Genomic DNA, 22,426 nt, shown 5'->3' on the forward strand with positions numbered 1-22,426 from the left:
TCAGTGATTTGGGTATTGCTATTCCTCACGCGCTCTCCACTCTTTCCAACGGAAATAGAGGTTCGCGCCAATCTCGGCGAAAGGCGACGGTACGAGCTTCGATGGTTCTGGTTCAGCCATGAAATGCGCAGAGATGTTCGAGGGCCGGTTTAACAAGATATCCGCTGCGGCGATGCCGGTAAGCGTACTCCGCACCGTTCCCAGACCGTTGTCGCAGCAGGCCGAGAAAAGACCCGGCTCCAGTTCGCGCATCACCGAGACGCCGTTCCAGGTCAGGCAGAGGTGTCCGGCCCAACTGTATTCCATCGGAACATCGGCGATGGCAGGAAAGCGGTCGGCGAATTTTCGCCGATGAACCTTTGCCGCGCGGGCGACCGCAGCCTCCGACGCCACCATCCCAGGCAGATAGCTGGCGCAGGTCCGGGTGATGACGCGGTTTCCGCCCTGTGCGGTGTCGATGCGGCGCATCGTCGTACCCATCGGGTCGGACGGCGTAATGCCCCAACGAGGCTGCCCTCCCAGCCTGGAAAGGGCGTCAGCGTCGAGCTCGACAGTCATCGAGGCGTACAGGAAAACGTGCATGAGCTGTTTGCGTGCGAAGCCGAAGCTCTCAAGGTGCCCGTTGTTGGCAAGAATGACCTTCGCCGCGGTGACATGGCCATTGGGCGTTGTAAGTGCCCAATCCTGGTTCACTCTTGCGAGCTTTGAGACAGGGGATCCCTCAAACACGAACACGCCGTCGCGTCGAAGACCTGTACCAAGCGACCGGACATAGCCCGCCGGCTGGATCATCACTGTTCCGGGCGTGTAAAGGCCAGACGTGTAGTGGCGACTTCCCGTTACCTCATGCATAGCCTTGGCGTCGAGCATTTCACTGGCTTCGCCCAATTCGGTGAGGTGTTTGGCGTAGCTTGCGTTGAGGTTGCGCGCGGTCTCGCTGGCTGCTCCGTTGATTTTGCCCGCTGGATCGAAATAGGCAGGGTCGATTCCATACTCTTCGACGCACTCCTTCGCGAAGCGAATGGCCGCGCGATTCAGCGCGATCATTTTCTCGTCCTCCTCGACACCCTTTCCGGCATAGTCATCGGACTGCACATCGTGCGGCAGGTCGATCATGAAGCCGGAGTTGCGGCCGGAAGCACCTTCCGCGAGACCGCTGGCCTCAAGAACGGCGATACGAAGGTTCGGGTCTTGTTGGCGCAGGCGTTTGGCCGCTGAAAGACCGGCGAAGCCGCCGCCAACTATGGCGACATCGACACGAATGTTGCCTTCAAGGGGCGCAGAACAGGGTTGGGCCGGGAGGATGGCGTTCCAGGCCGCCGGCCCCCGTTGGACCGGCAGCCTTTCAGCCTTGTGGACGGTCACGCGACCGCCTCGTCTGCGTCATCGGTGAGATCAAGCCAGATGGTCTTGATTCTGGTGTACTGGTCGTGGGCGTGGATGCCGTTGTCGCGGCCGCCGAAGCCGGAAGACTTAAAGCCACCGAAGGGCGTTGTGATGTCACCCTCGCCGTAACTGTTGACGGTCACCGTACCCGCCCGGATCGCTCGCGCTCCTCGTATGGCTCGTTTCGCGTTCGATGTGTAGATCGACGCACACAGTCCGTACTCTGTGTCGTTCGCAAGTGTAATGGCCTCATCGAAGCTCTCGACAGTCAGCACCGTCAGGATCGGTCCGAAGATCTCTTCCCGCACGACCTTCGCGTCGCGGTCACTGACGTCCAGGATGGTGGGTTCCACGAACCCACCCTTGGCCTTTCCGCCGAGAAGGACCTTTTGGCCCTTCTCGAGATAGGAGCTGACTTTGTCGAAGTGTGACTTGGAAACCAGCGCACCCACCCGGTTCTCGGGATTCAGCGGATCGCCCATCGGCCACTCCCGGGCATGCGCGATGACCCGCTTGAGGAGTTCGTCCTTGATGCCGCGTTGAACGATGAGCCGCGACGAGGCAGAGCAGTTTTGCCCCATATTCCAGAACGCGCCGTTGACAATGTGGGCGGCGACACGATCGATATTCTCGGCGTCGTCCAGCACGACGGCCGGGTTCTTGCCGCCCATCTCCAATGTCACTTCCTTGAGATTCGACTCGGCCGAATAGCGCGGAAAGCGTCTTCCGGTCTCCGTGGAGCCCGTGAACGACACCATATCCACGTCCATGTGTCGCCCAAGCGGCTCCCCGACTTCGGAGCCAGCGCCCGGCAGCACGTTGAAGACGCCAGAAGGGATGCCCGCCTCCATCGCAAGCTCGGCGACACGCAGCGCGGTCAAGGTCGTTTCCTTGGCCGGCTTGACGATGATCGAGTTGCCGGCGGCGAGTGCCGGTCCGATCTTCCAGGCGAGCATCAGCAGCGGGAAATTCCAAGGCAGGACCAAGCCCACAACGCCGACAGGTTCGCGAACGATCATCGCGATGTGGTTGTCGGAGGCCGGCGCCACCTGATCGTAGATCTTGTCGATCAATTCCGCATGCCAGGCAAGGCAATGGATGGTTTCAGGGACATCGACGTTCTTGCAGTCGTAGATCGTCTTGCCACTGTCGAGGCTTTCCAAAACGGCCAGTTCATGGGCGTTGCGCTTCATGAGCTTGGTGAGACGGATGAGCGCGTCCTTGCGTGCCGACGGATGAAGGCGCGACCACCGGCCGTCCTCGAACGCGTCGCGTGCCTTTTGTACGGCAAAGTCGACGTCCTCGGGACCGCAGGAGGCAACCTTTGCCAGCACCTTGCCCGTGGCCGGGTTGGTCGTTTCGAATGTTTTCCCCGAGATTGCCGGTCTGAAGCTGCCGTCGATGAAAGCCTGTGTCGGAAACTCCAGCTTGGCGGCAATCGCTACATATTCGTCGTGTGTCAGAAGATTGCCCATGCTCATGCCTCCGCTTCAATTTCCGCAATCGTGCGCTTCAGGACCCGTACGACCTGTTCCAGTTGGCGCATGTCGTCCTTGTTCAATCCCCTTAGCGGTGGTCGTGGGGGGCCGGCATGGAACCCAGCCATTTCACAGCCGTACTTGATGCATTGAATGAATTTCCCACCCTGCTCCAGCACGCGCATCAGCGGCATTAGGGCGGACATGATCCGACGCCCTTTGGCAAAATTGCCCTCGAGCGCGCATGCGCGGTAAAGCGCGGCATGTTCCTTCGGCAGAAAGTTCGAACCCCCGCAGACCCAGCTGCGCGCTCCCCACGCAAAGAACTCCAGGGCCTGGTCGTCCATTCCGCAGGACATCTGGATGTGCGGGTAGTCGCGGGCGAGCAAATGCACCCGGTTGATATCGCCGGAGCTCTCCTTGATGGCGCAGAAATTGCGGCTGCGGGCGACGCGGTCAAGGAAATCCTCGCCCATGTTGATCCCCATGCGGCCCGGGTAATTGTAGAGCATGATCGGGAGGTCCGCCGCCCGGTCGATCGCCAAGGCATTCAGGGCGTTTTCGCGCTCCGTTGGCACCGAATAGGGCGGCGATCCTACGAGAATGGCCAAAGCGCCGATCTTGGCCGCCGTCTCGGCCATCAGGATCGAGTCCTGCACACGGATAGCGACGGTGCCTATGGTAAGAGACACGCGATCGCCAATGATTTCCTTCGCGAACTTGGCCATTTCGACGCGTTCGTCCATCGACTGCGCATAGTATTCGCCCGTCGACCCGCCCATCACGATGCCGTGCACACCTGATGCTATGAGGTGCTCGACGATTTTGACGAACGCGTCGCGATCAATTGAACCATCATTGCGATGTGGCGTGATGACGGGAGTGTATATCCCTTCGAATTTCATTAAATTCTCCTCAACCTATATTGTCAGGAACCCGTCCTAGCGGGACGAAAAAGCTTGCCGGCGAGACGAAACTTTCGACCTGAGCACGGGATAGCTCCCAGTGCACTATTGATAGCTTGGTGCAGCCCTCTGCGTCCCCCGCTTCGATAAGCTCTTCAGGCTGGGCATGAGAAATTGCACGCGCATCGGAAGTCCTGCGGGATGCTGTGGTTCTTCGCGTACATGACTCAGTGTCCGACAACGCCCAACGTATCTGCTTCGCCACTGCCTGCTTGCTTGCGGCCATAGAGAAGCGGCGCGATGTCGACACCGGAATCCTGCCAAGGCTTCGCGCTTCGCACGCAGATTGTGATCCAGTCTGACAAACGAGATCGACGGATATTGCACACCTTGATTCTATGGAGGGAGACAGGCCGACCTTGCCCCTTCGTTCGAGTCCCCTCAACCGCAAAAATATTGCTGTCGGATTACTTCAAGTAATCTGGCGTCACTGATCGGACGACACGGACAAAGCCGATCCTGATGGATCCAGCACCGTCAAATTGATCGTGCCCAAGACAGGAAGACGCCAAGCTCGGCGGGCGATATCACTGCACCCAGGAAGGATTGGTGCGTCGGGACTGCAGGCATTTTCATGTGCAATCTGAATACCTTAACAACTTAACCAAGGTGCGAGACATCTGCAGGCGCGCGTGTGAAAGGTTACTGGCCAGCCTTCAATGGTTTGATCTGCGTTCCCATAGCGACCCGAATTGGATCAAGGCGAGAATTCGAAGCCGTGGGGCCATCTGCACTTAAGTCAACACCCACGTGAGACTTTTGCAGTAGGTCAAATGGGCGGGTTGCAGCAAAGGTGCGCGCGGTCCGGCTGCGGCCCGCATTGTTATTCTTTTTTGGAGGCCTGCATGACCATTGAGGCGCAAGTCTCTCGAAGGGGAGGACGCGATGCGCGCCGAATTCGGACCGCGCCGAAAATGGAGATGCTGCTGACACTCCAGCATGGGCTACCCGGGGTCGAGCCCATCGATGCAAAGCAGGTAGGAAAAGAACATTTAAGGGAACAGGAATGAGTATCCAGGGTGAAGAACCCGTCATTCGATGCGATGGCGTCTGGAAGGTATTCGGAGCCAAGGCCAAGGAGGCGATCCGCGCCGTCAAGGCTGGAGAGCTGAACAAAGCTCAAATCCGCGACAAGCTCGACTGCGTGGTTGGGGTCAGTGACGCTACCTTCAGCGTCGGCCGCGGTGAGATATTCTGCATCATGGGACTGTCGGGATCGGGGAAGTCGACCCTGATCCGACACATCAACCGACTGATCGAGCCTACCGACGGCGCGATTTACATTGAAGGCCGCAACGTCAATGCCATGAGCGCGACGGAACTGCGTCGGATCCGCGCTGAAACCATCGGCATGGTTTTCCAAAACATGGCCTTGATGCCTCACCGCAACGTCCGGGACAACGTAGCGTTCGCGCTGGAGGTGAGAGGCGTCGCTGAAGACAAGCGCCGTGAAGTTGCCCTGCAGGCTATCGAGGCGGTGGAGCTCGCCGGGTGGGACCTCAAATACCCAGACGAGCTGTCCGGTGGCATGCAACAGCGCGTGGGCCTGGCGCGCGCCATAGCGGCCAATCCGTCGATCCTGCTGATGGACGAACCGTTTTCCGCGCTCGATCCGCTTATCCGCCACCAGTTGCAGGGCACCTTCATGGAGCTCTCCGCCGAACTCCACAAGACCACCGTGTTCATCACGCATGATCTGGCCGAGGCGATCCGCATCGGCGACCGCATCGCCATCATGAAGGACGGCGTTCTGGTGCAGATCGGAACGCCGGAGGAAATAGTCACAAACCCGGTGGACGACTACGTCGCGCAATTCGTCGGCGGCATCTCCAAACTCGATCTTGTCACCGCCGCCAAGGTGATGCTGCCACTTGAGCAGTACCGACACTCGAACGGCACGGCCGATACCACAAACTGGCCAGTCGCCCGGCCCGACGACAAGCTCAATACATTGGTAAACCTGTCTATCGGAACTGCCCATCCCATCCTGGTGAGAGACGGCGACGTCGTTGCCGGCGTCGTGACCAAGGACGCTTTGCTGCGGGGCATTCAAGGCCGGGACCACTCCGGCCCGGCTAAACGGGAGATCAATTGATGGCCGACGAAAAGACCTTCAACTGGCTAAATCCGTTCGAGAGCGTCGATCTGAAAATCGCTGATCATTCCGATGGCATAAAGCAGTGGGCGATCGACAACCGCGAAGCAATCCAGCCCTTCAAGATCTTTCTCGATGGTGTGATTCAAAGCATCGAACGAGCTTTCCAGGCGGTCCCGCCGCTCGTCATGCTCGCTATCATTGTGTTGATCGCCTGGCAGGCCGCGGGCCGCCGAACCGCCATCTACGTCGCGGTCGCTCTGACTGTCCTCGGGTTTCTCTCGCCAGAAGCATGGTCACTGGCGATGACGACGCTGGCCATTGTGATGGGTGCGGTGATCCTCTGCGTGATCATCGGGCTTCCTCTGGGAATCCTCGCCGGCAAGAGCAATCGTTTTGAAGCTGTCCTTCGGCCTCTCCTGGACACGATGCAGACCATTCCAGCGTTCGTCTACCTGGTTCCCGTCGTCATGCTTATCGGAATTGGCAATGTCTCGGGCGTCCTGGTCACGGTCATATTCGCGCTCGCTCCGTTGATAAGGCTCACTTCGCTCGGCATCCGCACGGTCAACCCAAGCGTCGTCGAAGCGGCCCGCGCGTTCGGTGCCTCACCGTCACAGATCATGTTCAAGGTCGAGCTGCCGATGGCCACTCCGACCATTTTCGCGGGCCTCAATCAGACCATCATGCTGTCGCTGTCGATGGTGGTCATCGCGTCGATGATTTCGGTCCGCGGCCTTGGCAACGAAGTGCTGCGCGCCATGGGACGACTCGATGCCGGAAAGGCCATCGTCGGCGGGCTTGGCATCGTGATCCTGGCGATCGTCCTCGACCGCATCACCCAAGGCCTGAATCAGTCGAGGCGCGAAAGAGGCCATCGCCACTGGTGGCAGAGCGGGCCTGTCGGGCTGATCGCCAACCTGTTCCACAAGCATGCCTGACGAGAACCAATTTCACACGCAACAAGGGAGAAAGCGCATGAAACTCTTATCTGTGACTACAGCGATCATCCTATCGCTTACCGCAAGTCCGCTCTTTGCCAAGGACAAGCCAGGCGAAGGCGTTACCGTGCGGCCAGTGATCCAGCCAGCGATCGAGGAAATGTTCCAGGCGCGGATCATATTCCGCGCACTGCAGGACCTGGGCTATACCGTTGCCGAACCGCAGGAGGTCATCGCCCAGACCGCGCATCTCGCCGTTGGCACCGGAGATGCCGATTTCTTCACCGATAGCTGGGATCAGCTGCATGCAGCGTTCTTCAAAGAAGCGGGTGGACCGGAGAAGATAAGCAAAGTGGGCACCTTGGTCGAAGGCGCCCTCCAGGGCTATCTGGTCGACAAGAAGAGCTACGACGCCGGGATCAAGAATCTGGGCGATCTCAAAGACCCCAAGATCGCTGCCATTTTCGACGAGGACGGCGATGGCAAGGCGGACCTCGCCGGCTGCGTGCCCGGCTGGGGATGCGAACGCGTGATCGAGCATCAATTGACCGAGTATAAGCTTCGGGACACGGTCACGCACAACCAAGGCGAATACAACGCGATCATCGCCGATACGATCGCACGTGCCAAGAACGGTAAGCCCGTCCTCTACTACACCTGGACGCCCTACTGGGTCTCGGGCGCACTGGTTCCAGGCAAGGACGTGGAATGGCTGAGCGTGCCTTACAGCTCTCTGCCGGATGGTGCCAAAGCGAACACCGAGTTCGATGGCAAGAATCTCGGCTTCGCGGTGGACAGCCTGCGGATTGTTGCTCGCAACGATTTCCTCAAGGACAACCCGGCGGCGGCCAAGCTGTTTGAACTCGCGAAGATCGACATCAAAGACATCTCGGCTGAGAACAAATTGATCGCTGACGGGGAAAAGAACTCCGCCGACATCGACAAACATGTGGACACCTGGATCGCGGCGCACCGCGATGCGTATGACGGCTGGCTCAAAGCGGCCCGCGAAACAGTGAAATGATTGTCCACAGCGGGGCGCGCCCCAAGCAGCGCCCCGCAACCTATTTTGCAGAGCATGTCAGCAACACGCCGGGCAGCAGGTCCTAAATTGAAACTGAGCAGGAAGAACTGATGAGCTATTTCAGGGGGAAGACCGCTCTAGTGACAGGTGCCGCCGGCGGCATCGGAGCGGCGATCGTCAAACAGCTAAGAGCTGAAGGCGTCAGGGTCGCCGTCGCAGATCGCGACGTGACGGGCGTGGACGCTGAGGCGCATCTGCCTGGCGACCTGCTTGATGCAAGCTATGCGGACAATTTGTCCGCAGCCGCATTTGCGGTACTGGGCGGCCTGGACATTTTGGTCAACAATGCGGGCGTGATCACGCGGGGCTCGGTAGCCAACACAACGGACGCCGACTGGGCCTTGTCGCTCGGTGTGAATGTAGAGGCCCCGTTTCGTGTGTGCCGGGGCGCCATCCCTATCATGGTCGATCGGGGCGGTGGCGCGATCGTTAACGTGTCTTCATGCTGGGGCGTTCGACCGGGTCCGAACCACGCCGTGTATTGCATGACGAAGGCTGCAATTGCCTCGTTGACCCAGTGCATGGGCATGGACCACGCCCATCAGAACATTCGGGTCAATGCCGTATGCCCCAACGAGGTCAACACGCCGATGCTTCGAACAGGCTTTATCAAACGCGGCTTCGACCCGGACACGGCCGTTGCCGAACTGGGAAAAACCGTTCCGATTGGCCGGATTGCGGAGCCGGACGATATTGCCGCGGTGGTCCTGTTTCTTGCCTCCGACGCCGCTCGCTACATGTGCGGCTCGCTGGTCGAGGTCAATGGTGGAAAGCCGGTCGGATGAAGAGGTTCGCGGACAAAGTCGCCCTTGTAACAGGCGGTCGCAGCGGTATCGGTCTGGCTATTGCACGCCGGTTACGAGACGAGGGGGCGCGGGTATTCACGGCACAACGTGGCGAGGACCAGGAGTTCGAAGGGATAGCCGTTGATTTCACCGACCCGTCCGCCGCGTCCGGCGCAGTGCAGTCAGTAGCCGACCGTGCCGGACGGCTCGACGTTTTGATAAACAATGCCGGCATGATGCAAGAAGCCCTCGTGGAGGACATGAGCCTCGAGGACTGGCAGCGGACGATATCGGTAAATCTGACAACACCATTTGCCATGATCAAGGCAGCACTTCCGCATCTGCGAGCGGTTGGCGGGACGATCGTCAATATTGGCTCGATCGAGGGGCTGGGCTCCAACCCGAAACACGCAGCCTATTGCGCTTCCAAGGCTGGAATTCACGGTCTGACCCGCGCGGTTGCGATCGACCACAGTGCCGAAGGTGTGCGATGCAATGCCGTGGCACCAGGGTGGATCGACACCGATCTGAATGTTGAGTTCATCGAAAGCATGCCCGATCCGGCAGGGTTCCGCCGCGATATCGGCAAAATTCATCCGGTAGGACGCACCGGAAAGCCCGAAGAGGTCGCAAGTCTGGTTGTCTGGTTGGCATCGGACGAATCGTCATTCGTGACAGGTCAGGTCTGGACCGTCGACGGCGGTCGAATGGCGAAGCTTAGCCTACCACAATGACCAGTCAGGTGGCGGAACGCGCACCGACTGCCGTCTTCCGGATTTTACCCCATAAGGATAACGAGCATGAACACAGTGGCAGCAAGATTGTCCCCATCAACCGGCATTCCAACGACGATGTCCGGCGTGGTGCTGACCGGACATGGCGGCTTCGACAAGCTGCAGTTCAAGACCGACCTCTTGGTTCCACAACCGGGACCGGGCGAAGTTCTCATAAAGGTCGCTGCGGCTGGCATCAACAACACCGACATCAACACCCGGATCGGCTGGTATTCCAAAGGCGTGAGGAGCGGCACGTCCGAAGGGGGCTCCTCCGGATTTGAATCGTCGGAGGATGACGACGCGAGTTGGACAGGCATGGCGTTGTCCTTCCCTCGCATTCAAGGCGCTGATTGCTGTGGCCACATCGTTTCTGTTGGAGAGGGTGTCGATGATGGGCGGATCGGCGAACGGGTGATCGTACGGAATTTGCTTCGAACCTATGTGGACTATCGACCTTGGGAATGCTGGACATTTGGATCCGAATGCGACGGCGCCTTCGCGCAATACGCGAAGGCGCCATCGCGTGAGACGTTCAAGGTCGACTGCGCCTGGAGCGACGTCGAATTGGCTGCGCTGCCTTGTGCCTATTCGACCGCCGAAGGCATGTTGCATCGGGCAGACGTGAGGGCCGGCGAGACCGTGCTCATTACGGGCGCGTCCGGCGGCGTCGGGTCCGCTGCGGTCCAATTGGCAAAGCGGCGTGGGGCCATCGTCATCGCGGTCGCAGGCCAAAGCAAGGCCGCCACCGTACGTGAACTCGGTGCTGATCACGTGGTGTCGCGTGGCGAGAGCCTCGTCGACGCCATAGGAAGGGATTCGGTCGACGTTGTCATCGACGTCGCGGCAGGCCCACAGTTTCCGCAGCTCTTGGATGTACTGAGGCGTGGCGGGCGCTATGCGGTCGCTGGTGCAATTGCCGGACCAATTGTCGAGCTTGATGTGCGCACGCTCTATCTCAAGGATCTGAGCTTCTTTGGCTGCACATTCCAGGAGGACATAGTCTTCGAAAACCTCGTGTCCTACGTCGAGAGCGGTGAAATCAGGTCGCACATCGGCAAGACCTATCCATTGGAAGACATCGTCCAGGCGCAGGAGGATTTTCTGTCCAAGAAGATCAGCGGCAAGCTTGTTCTCGTCATACCCAAGTCAAAGTGAAAAAAATGCGCGACCTGAAAATCCAGAAAATCGACGTCTTTCAAGTCAACCTCCCCTATTCTGGCGGCGTTTACCTCCTTTCGGGTGGACGAGAATACCGCAGCTTCGATGCGACGATCGTCCGCGTGACCACGAACAACGGCATCGAGGGATGGGGCGAAAGTACGCCATGGGGATCCACCTATGTCGCCGCCCACGCGCTTGGTGTCCGCTCAGGGATCGCTGAGATCGCTCCCAGTCTCATCGGTCTCGATCCGCGGCGAGTCGACCGCATCAACGAGGCCATGGACTTTGCGCTGGTCGGCCACGAACATGCCAAGACAGCTCTCGACATTGCCTGCTGGGACATCTTCGGAAAGTCAGTCGACATGCCAGTTTGCGAACTGCTGGGCGGCCGGACGAACGTCCGCATGCCGATCATCTCGTCGATCTATGTAGGCGATCCCGAGGAGATGCGGAGCCGTGTCGCGAAACACCGAGCGATGGGCTATATCGGGCACTCGGTGAAGGTCGGCGACGATCCGGCGATCGACGCTGAACGCATTGCGGCATCCATGGCTGACAAGAAACCAGGCGAATTCTTTCTCGTGGACGCTAATGGCGGCATGACGGTGGAGTCAGCCCTGAGAATGCTGCGATTGCTACCGCAAGGTCTCGACTTTGTCTTGGAGGCACCTTGCGCGACATGGCGCGAGTGTGTCTCGCTACGTCGAAGGACTGACGTTCCGATAATTTTCGATGAGCTCGCGACGAACGACGCGTCAATCGTCCAGATAATTGCCGACGATGCAGCAGACGGCATCGGCCTCAAGATTTCCAAGAATGGTGGTCTCACCAAGGGTCGTCGCCACAGAGACATCTGCCTCGCAGCGGGCTACACAGTCAGCGTTCAAGACACTGTAGGATCGGATATCGCGTTCGCGGGCATAGTGCACCTTGGACAGACCGTTCCTGAGAAGAATCTTCGATGCATTCTGGAATGTCGAGATATGGTGACAACAAAGGTGGCGGACGGCGACTTCGTTGTAACTGAAGGACGTGTCAGCGCGCCTGACTCACCTGGACTGGGCATTACGCCGCGCCTGGATGTCCTGGGCGCTCCAGTTGCAACTTATTCTTGATCGAACGGCGTAGGTCACGCCCGTTGCAAACACGTGCATGATAAGCATCGCGTTTTGCAACCACGGTGATTGAGGCCTCTGGCCAAGCGTTACAGCATCGCTCGCGCGATTGTCGCGCGCGGTTGCGCAAACAGCTGTTTGGTCGACAGCGACCAGGTAAGTTCGATGTGTTCCTGACATTTCGCGTGCAGGACGGTCATGCGGCGGCTGAGCTTCTCAACCTAGTCCCGGCCCGACCCAAGCCGGCACCATTGTCCGGCACTGCTGTGGCGAAAAGCCATTGATGATGCGGAAGCATTTGGCAAAATGCGACGCTGACAGAAACCCGCAGGCAACAGCAATGTCTATGATGGGCATGCGCGTGCCTTCGATCAGGCGCTTGGCGTGGTCGACCCTGATCCCGAGGTAGTGACGAGCCGGCGGTTGACCTACGTGGATTGCGAACAGGCGTTCAAGCTGCCGGCGGGAAATCCCAACCCGATCTGAAACGTCGCCCATCGACAGCGGAACTTCCACATTCTCTTCCATAATGCGCATCGCCATCGCCAGCTTGTCACTGACTCCAGCAAACGCCAGGCCTGAAGGACCCGTCTGCCGGTTCGAACCGGAGCGCTGGCCTTCCACCGTCGCATGACGGCACACTTCTTGGGCGATGAAGGCGCCCGCGTGACTTGCAATGAGATCTACCGCGAGGTCGAACGCCGCCAATTCACCACCGCATGTTGAATATTGGCCATCCCTGACGAACAGGGAATCACGGATGCGTGGCTTATGAAAAACCTCTGAGAAAGCCGCGAGCCGCGACCAATGAATGGTGCACCGGGTATCTCCGAGAAGCCCCGTCTGAGCGAGCAGCCACGTCGCCGTGCCGATCGCCGATATCGATACCCCTCGCCGCGCCACTAGCCGCAGGAACGAGTGCAACAGAGCCGTCAACTGCCTTTCGACCGGTTCGCCCGCCACGACGACGAGTTGGTTCAGCCTGCAACTGTGGGACCCGTCCGCTGTCAACTCCTCGAGTGTCACATCCACCGGTATCGAGATCCCGTTGGCGCCCACAACCGCTTGGCCGTCGACCCCCGCAATCCGCCAGCGGAAAAGAGGAAGCCGCGAAACCGTATTGGCTATGCGGAAGGGTTCGATATAGGCGTGAAGCGCCAGATGCGAAAATCCAGGCAACACAAGCACGGCAATGTCATGCGGCTTGCCCGACACCTGAAACGCAACGTCAGCGTGGACGAGGCTGCTTGTTTCGTGGATGCGGGGCGGAGCGTTCATCATCAACCATAGCTCGCTACCGGGGCGCCAAAGACGCCGGCTTCGGGCTTCACCCCGAGGCCTGCTCCCTGTGGAACCGCGATATGACCATTTTCTATGACGACAGGGTTCGTATTGTCGTAGTGCCCATCGATATATTCTTGCGCGATCCACGCCCCTTCAAAGCGACGTGGCTCGACCGTGGAAGCAAGATGAACGCAGGCGGCCGCGATAACGTCGCCGCCCCATGCATCGTCGCAGGTGTGCGGTAGCGACCGGATCGAACACATGTCGCGAGCGGTCATCATCTTGGTCAGACCGCCAAGACGCGTGACTTTGAAGCCAAAGCCATCGGCAATGCCCAATGAAATCGCCCGCAATACTGCATTCAGGTCCTCGGTGTTTTCGTCCAGATAGATGGGATGGGTAAACCTTCCCCGCAGAGCCGCGACCTCTTCCATGCTGTTGCAGGGCTGCTCGAACACACACGGGATGTTTTGGCAAAGCCGACTTAGTTGCAGGGCAGATGCTACGGACATGCCACGATTGCCGTCCACCACTATGCTTGCCTTGCGGCCCACAGCCTCCCAGACCTTATGCACGGTCGCTGCGTCCTTTTCCAGATTGCGACCACCAATCTTGATCTGGATACGCGGGTAGCCCGCCTTGACCTTGTCGGCCGCGATGCGCGCGGTTTCGTCCGGAGAGCCCACGATCGTGGAGTAGTAAGACGGCACGCGGTCCGTAAGCGCGCCGCCCAGCAGCGTCGACACCGGCACACCAAGACGCTGGCCGATGAGGTCGAGGAACGCTATGTCAAGCGCCGCCTTGGCATAGTTGTGTCCATTGAGTCTCTCATCCATCCGCTTGGCAAGATGTCGCGGCGACTGGGTCGGCTCTCCAATCAGGCCTGGCGCGATCTCAGCTATCGCCGCCCGAGCGCCTAGCGCGTGATGGGGTTGATAGACTGGTCCGACGGGGCAGGTTTCGCCCCATCCAGTGATGCCGTCATCCGTCACAACCTCGACAAGGGTGCTGTCCAAGGAGTGGACTTCGGTGCTCGCCATCTTATAGGCGCCACCCTTGGTGGGAAGCTGGACCGTGTAGACATTGATTCTATTGATGCGCATGGTGTCGCTCAATGATCTTCGTTGAGCGCATCGACAGCCGGGATCTCGCGCGAACGTCGATCGATATAAGCCCGCAGTTCTTCATCTTTGGCCTGGTCCAGCGTGGGCTCCTGGTATTCTCCCAAAAGATGTTTTGCGTGGTCGAGCGCCCTTTGCTTTATGTCCTTGGAGCCGTCGACCTTCCACTGCTCGATCGAATTGTTGTCGAAGAGCTTTGGTATGAAAAACGCGCGTTCGAAGTTGGCCTGGGTATGCGGGTGTCCGAGATAGTGGCCACCGGGTCCAACGTCACGGATGGCGGCCAAGGCCTCATCAAAATCATCCCAGTGGATGCCTTGGGTCATGCGATAGCCCATGGCACAAACCTCGGCATCGACGACGAACTTCGCGATGGAACAATGCATCCCGGCTTCGTTCCAGCCCGCCGAATGCCAGATGTAGTTGGCGCCCGACATCAGCACCGCCATCATTGTCATGGCGCTTTCGTAGCCGGCCTGAGCATCGAAAATCTTGGCGCCGCCAAGCAGGTTCGATGTGCGCCACGGGACGTTGTAGCGTCGCGCCATCTGACCGATCATGAAGTTCATCAGCGATATCTCGGGCGTTCCAGCCATCGGGGCGCCGGACTGCATGGATACCGTCGACAGGTAGTGCCCGTAGATGGCCGGGCAGCCCTTCCGGATTACTTGGGTGTAGGCGAGTGCGGACAGTGCCTCGGCATTCAGCTGGGCCACCGCAGCCGCCGTCGACGCGGGCGTGTTTGCGCCGCCCAGCACGAATGGCGAGCACAGCACTGGCTGGTTGCGCCGGCAGAACGCCCGCATGGCGCCGAGCATGACCTGGTCCCACACGAGCGGAGAATTGCCGTTGCAGTTTCCGGTCGTGACCGCATGCGTTTCCATGAAGCCTTTGCCAAAGAGAATCTCGCACATGTCGAGCACGTCCTCGGCGTTCTTGGGCGAGGTGGTCATGCCCATGAAAATCTTGTCGGAATGCTTCATCGACGAGTAGGTGATGTGCAGATGTCGGTGCGCTACGACGATATCCATCGGCTCGACGATGTGGTGCGCCGATGAGTGCAGCGCCGGCATCATGTGCGCCAGCTTGTGGAAGGTCCCCAAGTCCGCAATGGTCGGGCCGCGACGCACGTCGTCAAGATCGCGCATGTAAGGCGCGCCGGTCATCGGCACGAAGATCGAATTCGGACCGCCCAGCTGGACGTTTTTCGCCGGGTTGCGAGCGAAATACTCAATGTCGGGCGGGATTGTTTTGATCAGCTCCATCACCAACGCGCGATCCAGATAGACTCGCTCACCGCGAACGTCGGCCCCTGCTCTTTTCCAGTCCTCTAGAGCGATCGGGTCGCGGAACACCACCCCGACCTCTTCCAGGATCGCCAGCGACGCTTCGTGAATACGTTCAACCTGCTCTGCATCCATGGGCTCGATTACGGGTAGGCCGCGCTTGAGCGTCGGCAGCATCTCCACTTTGGGCGCGGTCCGAATAATTCGGCGCGCATCGCGTCCTCCCCTTCGAGAGATTTGCGCTTCAATGGTCATGCGGGCCTCCAAAAAGAACACGCGAGCCGCAGCCGGCCGCGCGCGACTATTGCTGCAACCCGCCGATTTGACCTACTGCAAAAGTCTCACGCGCGTGTTGACTTATGTGCGGACGTCCGTGACTTCGCCTCGTCGCTTACGATTGATCCAATCAGCATCATCGCGGCTCAATCACTGAAGGCCGGCCCGTAAATCATTCCCGCGCGCCCTCAGCAGAAGTCTCATCTTTGCTGAGTTGCAACGGTCGCCATATTCGGCATGAAAATGCCTGAAGTCCCGACAGAGCCAGCTTTCGGCAGATGCGATCTGGTGTATGCATGGCCGCGACCACAATGTCGTGCCGACGTCTCGCTTACGTCTTGCCGAAATCGCTACGGCGCTCGGTTTTGGAATACTTGGAGCCTAAGATGGTTCGCCGATATTATGACCTGCCCTCCCTGACAGCCCTCGCGATCTTCGAAGCATCCGCCAGGCACTTATCGTTCAAGCTGGCGGCGGGAGAGCTGAATGTGACTCCCGGGGCGGTCAGCAGACAGGTCAAGGCGGTCGAGGACGAACTTGGCGTCCAGCTGTTTGTAAGGCTGGGCTCAGGGGTGATCCTGACGAGTGCCGGCGAGGACCTTTATGGCGTTCTGGCGAGCGGCTTCTCGCGCGCAGCCGAAATTGTCCGCACCGTCAAACGCGGCGATCGCTCGAAGAACGTCACGCTCGCCTGTTCTGACGCCTTTGCTACAATGTGGCTGATACCGCGTATGCCCGATTTCTGGACACGCTACAGCGAGATCGCAGTCGATCATCTGATCTCCGACAATCCGCGAGACTACCGGAGGGCCGAGGTGGAGTTGCGCATCCGATACGGGTTCGGCTCTTGGCCTGACGAGAATGCCGAGCTTCTTTTCAGCGAAACCATCTATCCGGTCTGCGGCGCGGAGTTTGCCAAAGTGCATCGGGACGCGACGACAGCATCCTTGCCGGATCTTCCGTTGCTGCATGTTGACTGGGTTGATCCGAACTGGGCGGGCTGGGACGAGGTATTGCGTCGTGCGGCCGTGCCCCACGGTCCGAGCCGCGGCCGCCGTTTCGGCAAATTCTTTGTAGCCATGCAGGCGGCCCAGGCCGACCAGGGCGTTGCAGTAGGCTGGCATCACCTCGTGAAGTCACAGATCGAGGAAGGCAAACTGGTCAGGCTGACCGAACTCGAGCTCCCAGCGCCAGGCAGCTACTATCTAACCTGGAACGACAACCGCACGCTTTCGCCCGCTGCAGAAATCCTGCGAAGCTGGATACGAGAAATCGCTGCGCAGGAGCGAGACAGCTAGAGTTCTTGCGCCGCGAAGCGCTCCTCGTGCCGCCGTATTGCTCGCCGAACTTGGCGTCCTCGTCGCCAACCGGTCTCAGGCACGATCAGTTTGAGATGCCGGAATCCGTCAGGATCGGATGGTCCGTGCCGTCCGCACCGGTGACGCCAGATTACTACAAGTAATCCAACAGCAATATTATTGCAGTTGAGGAGGCTGGAACGAATGGGCCAAGGTCGGCCCGTCTCCCACCATCAAACAAGGTGTTCAATGTCCATAGATCTCGTTGCCCGACTGGACGACAAGTTGCGTGCGAAGCGCGAAAGCTTTGACAAGATCCCGGTGGTCGATATCGCGCCCCTTCTCGATGGCAGCAACAAGCAGGCGGTGGCGAAGCAGATACGTTGGGCGCTGTCGAACACTGGCTTCCTGTACGTCAAGAACCACGGCATCCCCCAGGAGTTCGTCGACTCCGTGTTCGATGTGAGTCGCCGGTTTTTTGATTTGCCCATGCCACAGAAGATGGAATTGCATGTATGCAAATCCGATGTGGCGCTGCGCGGATACATCGAGCCATTCGGGGAAAACACCGATCCAGGCAAGACGAAGGATCTCAAAGAATGCTTTGACATCGGCCCTGAACGCTCGACCCTGGAGGGTCCGTTTTTTGGCTCCAACCAGTGGCCCTCAGCCCTGCCCGAGTTTTCCGAGCTGACATACGCATACCATCAGAAAATGGTCGTCCTCGCGAAAACACTGTTGAAGGGCATCGCTCTCAGTCTGGACTTGGGAGAAAATCATTTCGAGAATCTGATGCGCGACCCCATCAGCATCCAGCGCCTTCTCCACTACCCTCCGCAGGGTGGCTATGTCGGGGAAAACATCATCGGTATCGGTGCGCACACCGACTATGGCAATCTGACCATCCTGGCGCAGGACGACGTGGGCGGTCTGCAGGTGATGAACCGAGACGGCGACTGGGTAGAGGGCACACCCATCCACGGCACCTTCGTCATCAATATTGGCGATCTGATCCAGCGGCTCACCAATGATGTCTATCTGGCGAATATGCATCGCGTGGTCAACACCACTGGGCGGGAGCGCTATTCGATCCCGTTCTTTATCGACGCTGATTTCGATGCAATCATAGAACCGCTGGCGTCCTGCGTCACGGATGGCAACCCGCGTCGCTATAAGCCGGTGACTTGTGGCGAGCACAAATTCGGGCGTTTCGCAGCAAGTTACGCCCACTTAGCCAAGGCATAGCGAGTGGTCGTGTGAAGCCGGCACACGACGTCCGCGAGCAAGAGACCAGCCTTTCAAGAGCTTTTGGCAAGCCAACTCGCAAAGAGCCGAGCTTTCGAACCTGCTCGCGGATGGATCTTCAGATAAAATGCCTTGGGTGAGGGAATATTGTCTGGCACCAGTGTGACCAGCCGTCCCTGTTCCATCAGGCTTTTGACCAATCCATCCCACCCCAGTACCGCCCCGATATCATCCTGGGCGGCTTGGAGGGCAATCATGTAGTTGTTCACGGAAAACCTGCGGCCCTTTGGGATGGTGTGTCCAAGCGCTTGAAACCAGTCCGGCCAGTTCGTCCAGTCGGTTTCCTCGTTGTTCGTATGAATCAAGGGTGCCTTGAGCAGATCCTCAACACGCCCAATGCTGTGCTCGGCGGCGAATTTTGGGGTCCCGAGCGCGACAATGCGATCTTGAAAGAGCTTGTGACACTCCTCCTGATTCTCCTGCTCATCCCCGTATTGAATACTTAGATCGCAGCGGATAGCTGTTCCAGGCACGTCGCTGACGATCTGTGAGACAGTGATGGTGGGATGGCTTTTCCAGAAGGTTGATATCTTTGGCGTAAGCCAAAGCGAACTGACGGCCGTCGTTGTCCGGATGGTCACGTCAGCGGTTTCCGGGCGATCGCGCATGTGAGTAACGGCGTCGGAAATCGTCTCAAGGCCGCGCTGCACCGCAACGAACAAGAACGCCCCTTTCTCGGTCAATGCGACACCGCGGCTCATGCGCAGGAACAGGCTGCATCCCAAGTCACCCTCAAGCGCCTTGATTTGGTGGCTGATAGCCGCGGGTGTCACGTTCAATTCCTGGGCGGCCTTCTTGAAACTCGCATTTCGGGCCCCGGCCTCGAAGCAGATGAGAGCGGTCACCGAGGAGAGATCGTACGGTCTTCTCATCAAAGCCTCTTTGGACCCGTCTTTTGGCTCATGGTTGGCACGGGCGGGGCGCAAGAGATTAGCTGAACTAAATCGTGCTGAAAATTACTGCTATTGCGAAAAAGGCGTTCAAGCAAGAAAAATACATCTCACATATGCACGCCATCTATGGAATTTCCGCATGAACGCCGCCTCGCCGTCCATCCAAGAGCTGCTAGCTCGCCGCGTTTCGGGCTATGCCCTTGAGCAGCCGTTTTACACATCGCCGGCGATTTACCAACTCGATCTCGAGCACATCTTCTACCAGGAATGGCTCTACGCGGCCCCAGCGTGCCAGCTAGCGAGATCTGGTAGCTACGTGACGATGCGCGTGGGTGCCTATGAGGTGGTCATCGTGCGCGCCCGCGATGGCGAAATCCGCGCCTTCCACAATTCCTGCCGCCATCGAGGCTCGATGATTTGCAAGGCGCGCGAAGGCCAGGTGGCCAAACTCGTCTGCCCCTATCACCAGTGGACCTATGAGCTTGACGGCAAGCTCATCTGGGCAAATGACATGGGGCGCGACTTCGACATGGCCAAACACGGCCTGAAGCCGGTGCATCTGCGCAATCTAGCCGGCATGATCTACGTCTGTCTGTCCGCAACGCCCCCCGACTTCGAACCGTTTGCCCACCTAGCCCTTCCCTACCTTGAGGTCCATGACCTCAACAATGCGAAGGTCGCGCATACGTCCACCATCATTGAGAAGGCCAACTGGAAGCTAGTGTGGGAGAACAACCGCGAATGCTACCACTGTAGCAGCAACCACCCGTCGCTGTGCCACTCCTTCTCGCTCGACCCGGAAGTGGCAGGCGTGTCTGCCGACGGATCAGTCTCGGCGACCCTTCAGGCGCATTTTGACCGCTGCGAAGCCTCAGGTGCCCCTGCGCAGTTCCGGCTTGGCGGCAACGGCCAGTTCCGTCTGGCGCGGATGCCGCTGCAACAGAAGGCCCTGAGCTACACGCTCGACGGCAAGGCTGCCGTTCGCAAGAATCTTGGCCAGGTTGCTCTGCCCGATGCAGGCACGCTGTTGAAGTTCCATTATCCGACGACCTGGAGCCACTTCCTGCCGGATCACTCCTTGACCTTCCGAGTCACGCCAATCAGCGCCATGGAAACCGAGGTCACCACCACCTGGCTCGTGAACAAAGATGCCGTCGAAGGGGTCGACTACGACCTCAAGCGCCTGACCGAAGTCTGGATTTCTACCAATGATGAAGACCGCGAGATCGTCGAGACCAACCAGCTGGGAATCCTTTCGCCAGCTTATACTCCTGGTCCCTATTCGCCCGGGCAGGAAAGTGGCGTGACGCAGTTTGTCGATTGGTATGCAGCCTGGCTTGGCCACACCCTTGCGCCGCTTCAAGTTGCAGCGGAATGATCCGATGAGCGCTTTCAATAAACTCGCCTTCTGGACCGACGCGGAAGCGTTGGAATGCGTCACCCGTACGCCGGAAGCGCCGAATGTCGTAACCTTCAGCTTTCAGAGTCCGTCCGGCGCGCTGTTCAATCATGAACCGGGACAGTTCGTCACGCTGGAATTGCCCGTTCCTGAGGGGCCGGTCTATCGCACATATACGATCTCCTCTTCGCCCTCGCGTCCGACTGCCCTGACCGTCACGGTCAAGGCGCAGGAAGGGTCCATCGGCACCAGATGGATGCTCGACAATTTGCGCAAAGGCGCGCGCATCAAGGCCATAGGGCCGACCGGGAAATTCTCGATTGTCCATCATCCGGTCCAGAAATACCTTTTCATCTCGGCCGGTTCAGGCATCACACCGATGGTGGCGATGACCACTTGGCTCTACGATTCCGGGCGCGAGCCGGACATTGTTTTCATCAACTGCGCGCGCCGCCCGTCTGACATCATTTTGCGCGACAGGATGGAACTCATGGCCTCGCGCATCATCGGCATCGATCTCAAATGGGTCGTCGAAGAGGCCGATCCCTTCCGGTCCTGGACCGGCTATCGGGGAATGTTCAACCAGATCATGCTGGGCCTGATGGCGCAGGATTATCTCGATCGCGAGGTGTTCTGCTGCGGGCCTGAGCCCTTCATGCGGGCCGTGCGCGAGGCGCTCGCCGGTCTCGGCTACGACATGAGTCGCTACCATCAGGAAAGCTTCGCGGCAGAGCCGGAGCGGGCGGAGGACGTTCCAGACGACGTGGTGCCGAACGAAGAGAACCAGGCTGAGATCATCTTCGCCTCGTCTGGTGTCACAGCGAAATGCGCCGAGACTGATACCCTTCTTGCAGCAGCGCGCGCTGCTGGTCTGGTGATCCCTTCAGGATGCTCGATGGGAATCTGCGGAACCTGCAAGGTCCTCAAGACCGAAGGGCAGGTGCACATGGTGCACAATGGCGGCATCACGGATGAGGACATCGCCGATGGCTATGTCCTTGCCTGCTGCTCTCGCCCGATCGGTCGTGTGACAGTCGCCGCATAGAAGCATTCGATCGTTCCTCGGTCCGGTGCATCTTCGCGGCGCTCCGCGATCAATCGAAGATGGATGGCGCTAAGGCGTCGATGAACAGTTCCATGGAGCTGCTGGAAAGTCGTTCAATGATGGGTCTGTTCCACCAGCAGCGCCCAGAAAGCGAAAAGCGGCGACTCCAGCGATCTCATCGTGTGCTTGATGCCTGGCGGATTGTAGAATGAACCGCCGATGCCCGGCGAAAACCAGTCGTTGTCAGCCTGCTTGAACTCGCCATGCGAGAGCACGAGGTAGGTTTCTTCCGGGGTATGTTCGTGGTCGGGATACCGGAGGTGAGGAGCCATCAAAGTGACGCCGAGCCACAGATCGTTTCTGTCCTCGATGCCACCCGGACCAAGGATCATGGCGTTGGCGTGACCGTCATGGAAATTGCTGCTGGCAGACTGGGCGGGATTTGATTTCGGCCGCCATTCGAGCAGCGGCTCGATCGCCTTGAAGCGTTCGATCAAGTTGCGGAGCGTGGACGGGATCGCTTCTTCTGCCAACGCCGAGCCAAGATAAGAGCAGACCGGCAAACGGCTCCCGGCCGTAGTCCTTTCCAACCCGGGAACCTCCGATTGGGCGAATAGTTGGATGATGGATCTGCGCGATCGCAGGTCGTGTGCGAACTGGTCGAAGGCCACGAACGCGGTGTCTACAAAATATTGCAGGGCGTCACTTCTGTTCATCTTGCAGCCCTTGTTGT

At 59.0% G+C, this 22,426-nt stretch carries 20 protein-coding genes; 12 read left to right on the forward strand and 8 right to left on the reverse strand.

All coding sequences use genetic code 11. The features are described from left to right. Positions 1-18: 18 nt before the first annotated feature. Genes AC1RUK_RS22730 through AC1RUK_RS22740 form a run of 3 tightly spaced genes read right to left on the reverse strand, consistent with a single transcriptional unit; the run spans position 19 to position 3,769 of the window. The gene (locus AC1RUK_RS22730) at positions 19-1,365 is read right to left on the reverse strand and encodes an NAD(P)/FAD-dependent oxidoreductase (protein WP_481838851.1); all 1,347 of its coding nucleotides are present in this window, start codon (positions 1,363-1,365) and stop codon (positions 19-21) included. Then, on the reverse strand, positions 1,362-2,861 hold the full coding sequence (locus AC1RUK_RS22735) for an aldehyde dehydrogenase (protein ID WP_481838850.1): 1,500 nt from the start codon (positions 2,859-2,861) through the stop codon (positions 1,362-1,364). Before AC1RUK_RS22735 ends, AC1RUK_RS22730 begins: the two co-directional genes overlap by 4 nt. A 2-nt stretch (positions 2,862-2,863) precedes the next feature. Then, positions 2,864-3,769: a dihydrodipicolinate synthase family protein gene (locus AC1RUK_RS22740; protein WP_481838849.1), complete on the reverse strand. Its 906-nt coding sequence runs from the start codon at positions 3,767-3,769 to the stop codon at positions 2,864-2,866. 905 nt (positions 3,770-4,674) lie between these two features. Between AC1RUK_RS22740 and AC1RUK_RS22745 the strand changes: the two genes are divergently transcribed. The 8 genes from AC1RUK_RS22745 (at position 4,675) to AC1RUK_RS22780 (ending at position 11,786) form a co-directional block, all read left to right on the forward strand. Further along, positions 4,675-4,839 (forward strand): hypothetical protein, encoded by a 165-nt coding sequence (locus AC1RUK_RS22745; RefSeq protein ID WP_481838848.1) that lies wholly within the window; start codon positions 4,675-4,677, stop codon positions 4,837-4,839. Beyond that, entirely contained in the window at positions 4,836-5,924 is a 1,089-nt protein-coding gene (locus AC1RUK_RS22750; RefSeq protein ID WP_481838847.1) for a quaternary amine ABC transporter ATP-binding protein, read from the forward strand. The genes AC1RUK_RS22745 and AC1RUK_RS22750 overlap by 4 nt, the downstream gene beginning before the upstream one ends. Next, positions 5,924-6,865 (forward strand): ABC transporter permease, encoded by a 942-nt coding sequence (locus AC1RUK_RS22755; protein ID WP_481838846.1) that lies wholly within the window; start codon positions 5,924-5,926, stop codon positions 6,863-6,865. Before AC1RUK_RS22750 ends, AC1RUK_RS22755 begins: the two co-directional genes overlap by 1 nt. Before the next feature lie 37 nt (positions 6,866-6,902). Continuing rightward, a complete protein-coding gene (gene proX, locus AC1RUK_RS22760; RefSeq protein ID WP_481838845.1) occupies positions 6,903-7,889 on the forward strand; it encodes a glycine betaine/L-proline ABC transporter substrate-binding protein ProX in 987 nt (328 codons plus the stop codon). 110 nt (positions 7,890-7,999) lie between these two features. Beyond that, the gene (locus AC1RUK_RS22765; protein ID WP_481838844.1) at positions 8,000-8,734 is read left to right on the forward strand and encodes an SDR family NAD(P)-dependent oxidoreductase; all 735 of its coding nucleotides are present in this window, start codon (positions 8,000-8,002) and stop codon (positions 8,732-8,734) included. Further along, entirely contained in the window at positions 8,731-9,468 is a 738-nt protein-coding gene (locus tag AC1RUK_RS22770; RefSeq protein WP_481838843.1) for an SDR family NAD(P)-dependent oxidoreductase, read from the forward strand. The genes AC1RUK_RS22765 and AC1RUK_RS22770 overlap by 4 nt, the downstream gene beginning before the upstream one ends. A 66-nt stretch (positions 9,469-9,534) precedes the next feature. After that, the gene (locus AC1RUK_RS22775) at positions 9,535-10,665 is read left to right on the forward strand and encodes an alcohol dehydrogenase family protein (RefSeq protein WP_481838842.1); all 1,131 of its coding nucleotides are present in this window, start codon (positions 9,535-9,537) and stop codon (positions 10,663-10,665) included. A gap of 5 nt (positions 10,666-10,670) precedes the next feature. Continuing rightward, positions 10,671-11,786 (forward strand): mandelate racemase/muconate lactonizing enzyme family protein, encoded by a 1,116-nt coding sequence (locus AC1RUK_RS22780; protein WP_481838841.1) that lies wholly within the window; start codon positions 10,671-10,673, stop codon positions 11,784-11,786. Positions 11,787-12,002: 216 nt separating this feature from the next. Here AC1RUK_RS22780 and AC1RUK_RS22785 read toward each other — a convergent pair whose 3' ends face one another. From AC1RUK_RS22785 to AC1RUK_RS22795, 3 genes are read right to left on the reverse strand one after another with little or no spacing between them, the layout of a single operon-like run. Next, complete coding sequence (locus tag AC1RUK_RS22785) at positions 12,003-13,067, reverse strand: GlxA family transcriptional regulator (RefSeq protein WP_481838840.1); 1,065 nt, start codon at positions 13,065-13,067, stop codon at positions 12,003-12,005. Further along, positions 13,067-14,173 carry a mandelate racemase/muconate lactonizing enzyme family protein gene (locus AC1RUK_RS22790; RefSeq protein ID WP_481839422.1) on the reverse strand — a complete coding sequence of 369 codons (1,107 nt, stop codon included), beginning with the start codon at positions 14,171-14,173 and terminating at the stop codon, positions 13,067-13,069. Before AC1RUK_RS22790 ends, AC1RUK_RS22785 begins: the two co-directional genes overlap by 1 nt. 8 nt (positions 14,174-14,181) lie before the next feature. Continuing rightward, entirely contained in the window at positions 14,182-15,732 is a 1,551-nt protein-coding gene (locus tag AC1RUK_RS22795) for a trimethylamine methyltransferase family protein (RefSeq protein WP_481838839.1), read from the reverse strand. Positions 15,733-16,139: 407 nt separating this feature from the next. On the opposite strand from AC1RUK_RS22795, the gene AC1RUK_RS22800 reads away from it, so the two are divergent. Continuing rightward, positions 16,140-17,051 (forward strand): LysR substrate-binding domain-containing protein, encoded by a 912-nt coding sequence (locus tag AC1RUK_RS22800; RefSeq protein WP_481840114.1) that lies wholly within the window; start codon positions 16,140-16,142, stop codon positions 17,049-17,051. 249 nt (positions 17,052-17,300) lie between these two features. Next, complete coding sequence (locus AC1RUK_RS22805; RefSeq protein ID WP_481838837.1) at positions 17,301-18,296, forward strand: isopenicillin N synthase family dioxygenase; 996 nt, start codon at positions 17,301-17,303, stop codon at positions 18,294-18,296. 53 nt (positions 18,297-18,349) lie between these two features. On the opposite strand, the gene AC1RUK_RS22810 is transcribed toward AC1RUK_RS22805, so the two are convergent. Next, positions 18,350-19,228 carry a LysR family transcriptional regulator gene (locus AC1RUK_RS22810; RefSeq protein ID WP_481838836.1) on the reverse strand — a complete coding sequence of 293 codons (879 nt, stop codon included), beginning with the start codon at positions 19,226-19,228 and terminating at the stop codon, positions 18,350-18,352. A 160-nt stretch (positions 19,229-19,388) separates the two neighbouring features. Between AC1RUK_RS22810 and AC1RUK_RS22815 the strand changes: the two genes are divergently transcribed. Beyond that, positions 19,389-20,627: an aromatic ring-hydroxylating oxygenase subunit alpha gene (locus AC1RUK_RS22815; RefSeq protein ID WP_481838835.1), complete on the forward strand. Its 1,239-nt coding sequence runs from the start codon at positions 19,389-19,391 to the stop codon at positions 20,625-20,627. A gap of 4 nt (positions 20,628-20,631) precedes the next feature. Next, a complete protein-coding gene (locus AC1RUK_RS22820; RefSeq protein WP_481838834.1) occupies positions 20,632-21,693 on the forward strand; it encodes an FAD-binding oxidoreductase in 1,062 nt (353 codons plus the stop codon). 113 nt (positions 21,694-21,806) lie between these two features. Here AC1RUK_RS22820 and AC1RUK_RS22825 read toward each other — a convergent pair whose 3' ends face one another. After that, on the reverse strand, positions 21,807-22,409 hold the full coding sequence (locus AC1RUK_RS22825) for a dimethylsulfoniopropionate lyase (RefSeq protein ID WP_481838833.1): 603 nt from the start codon (positions 22,407-22,409) through the stop codon (positions 21,807-21,809). Positions 22,410-22,426: the final 17 nt, after the last annotated feature.

Source organism: Mesorhizobium monacense (assembly GCF_056781675.1).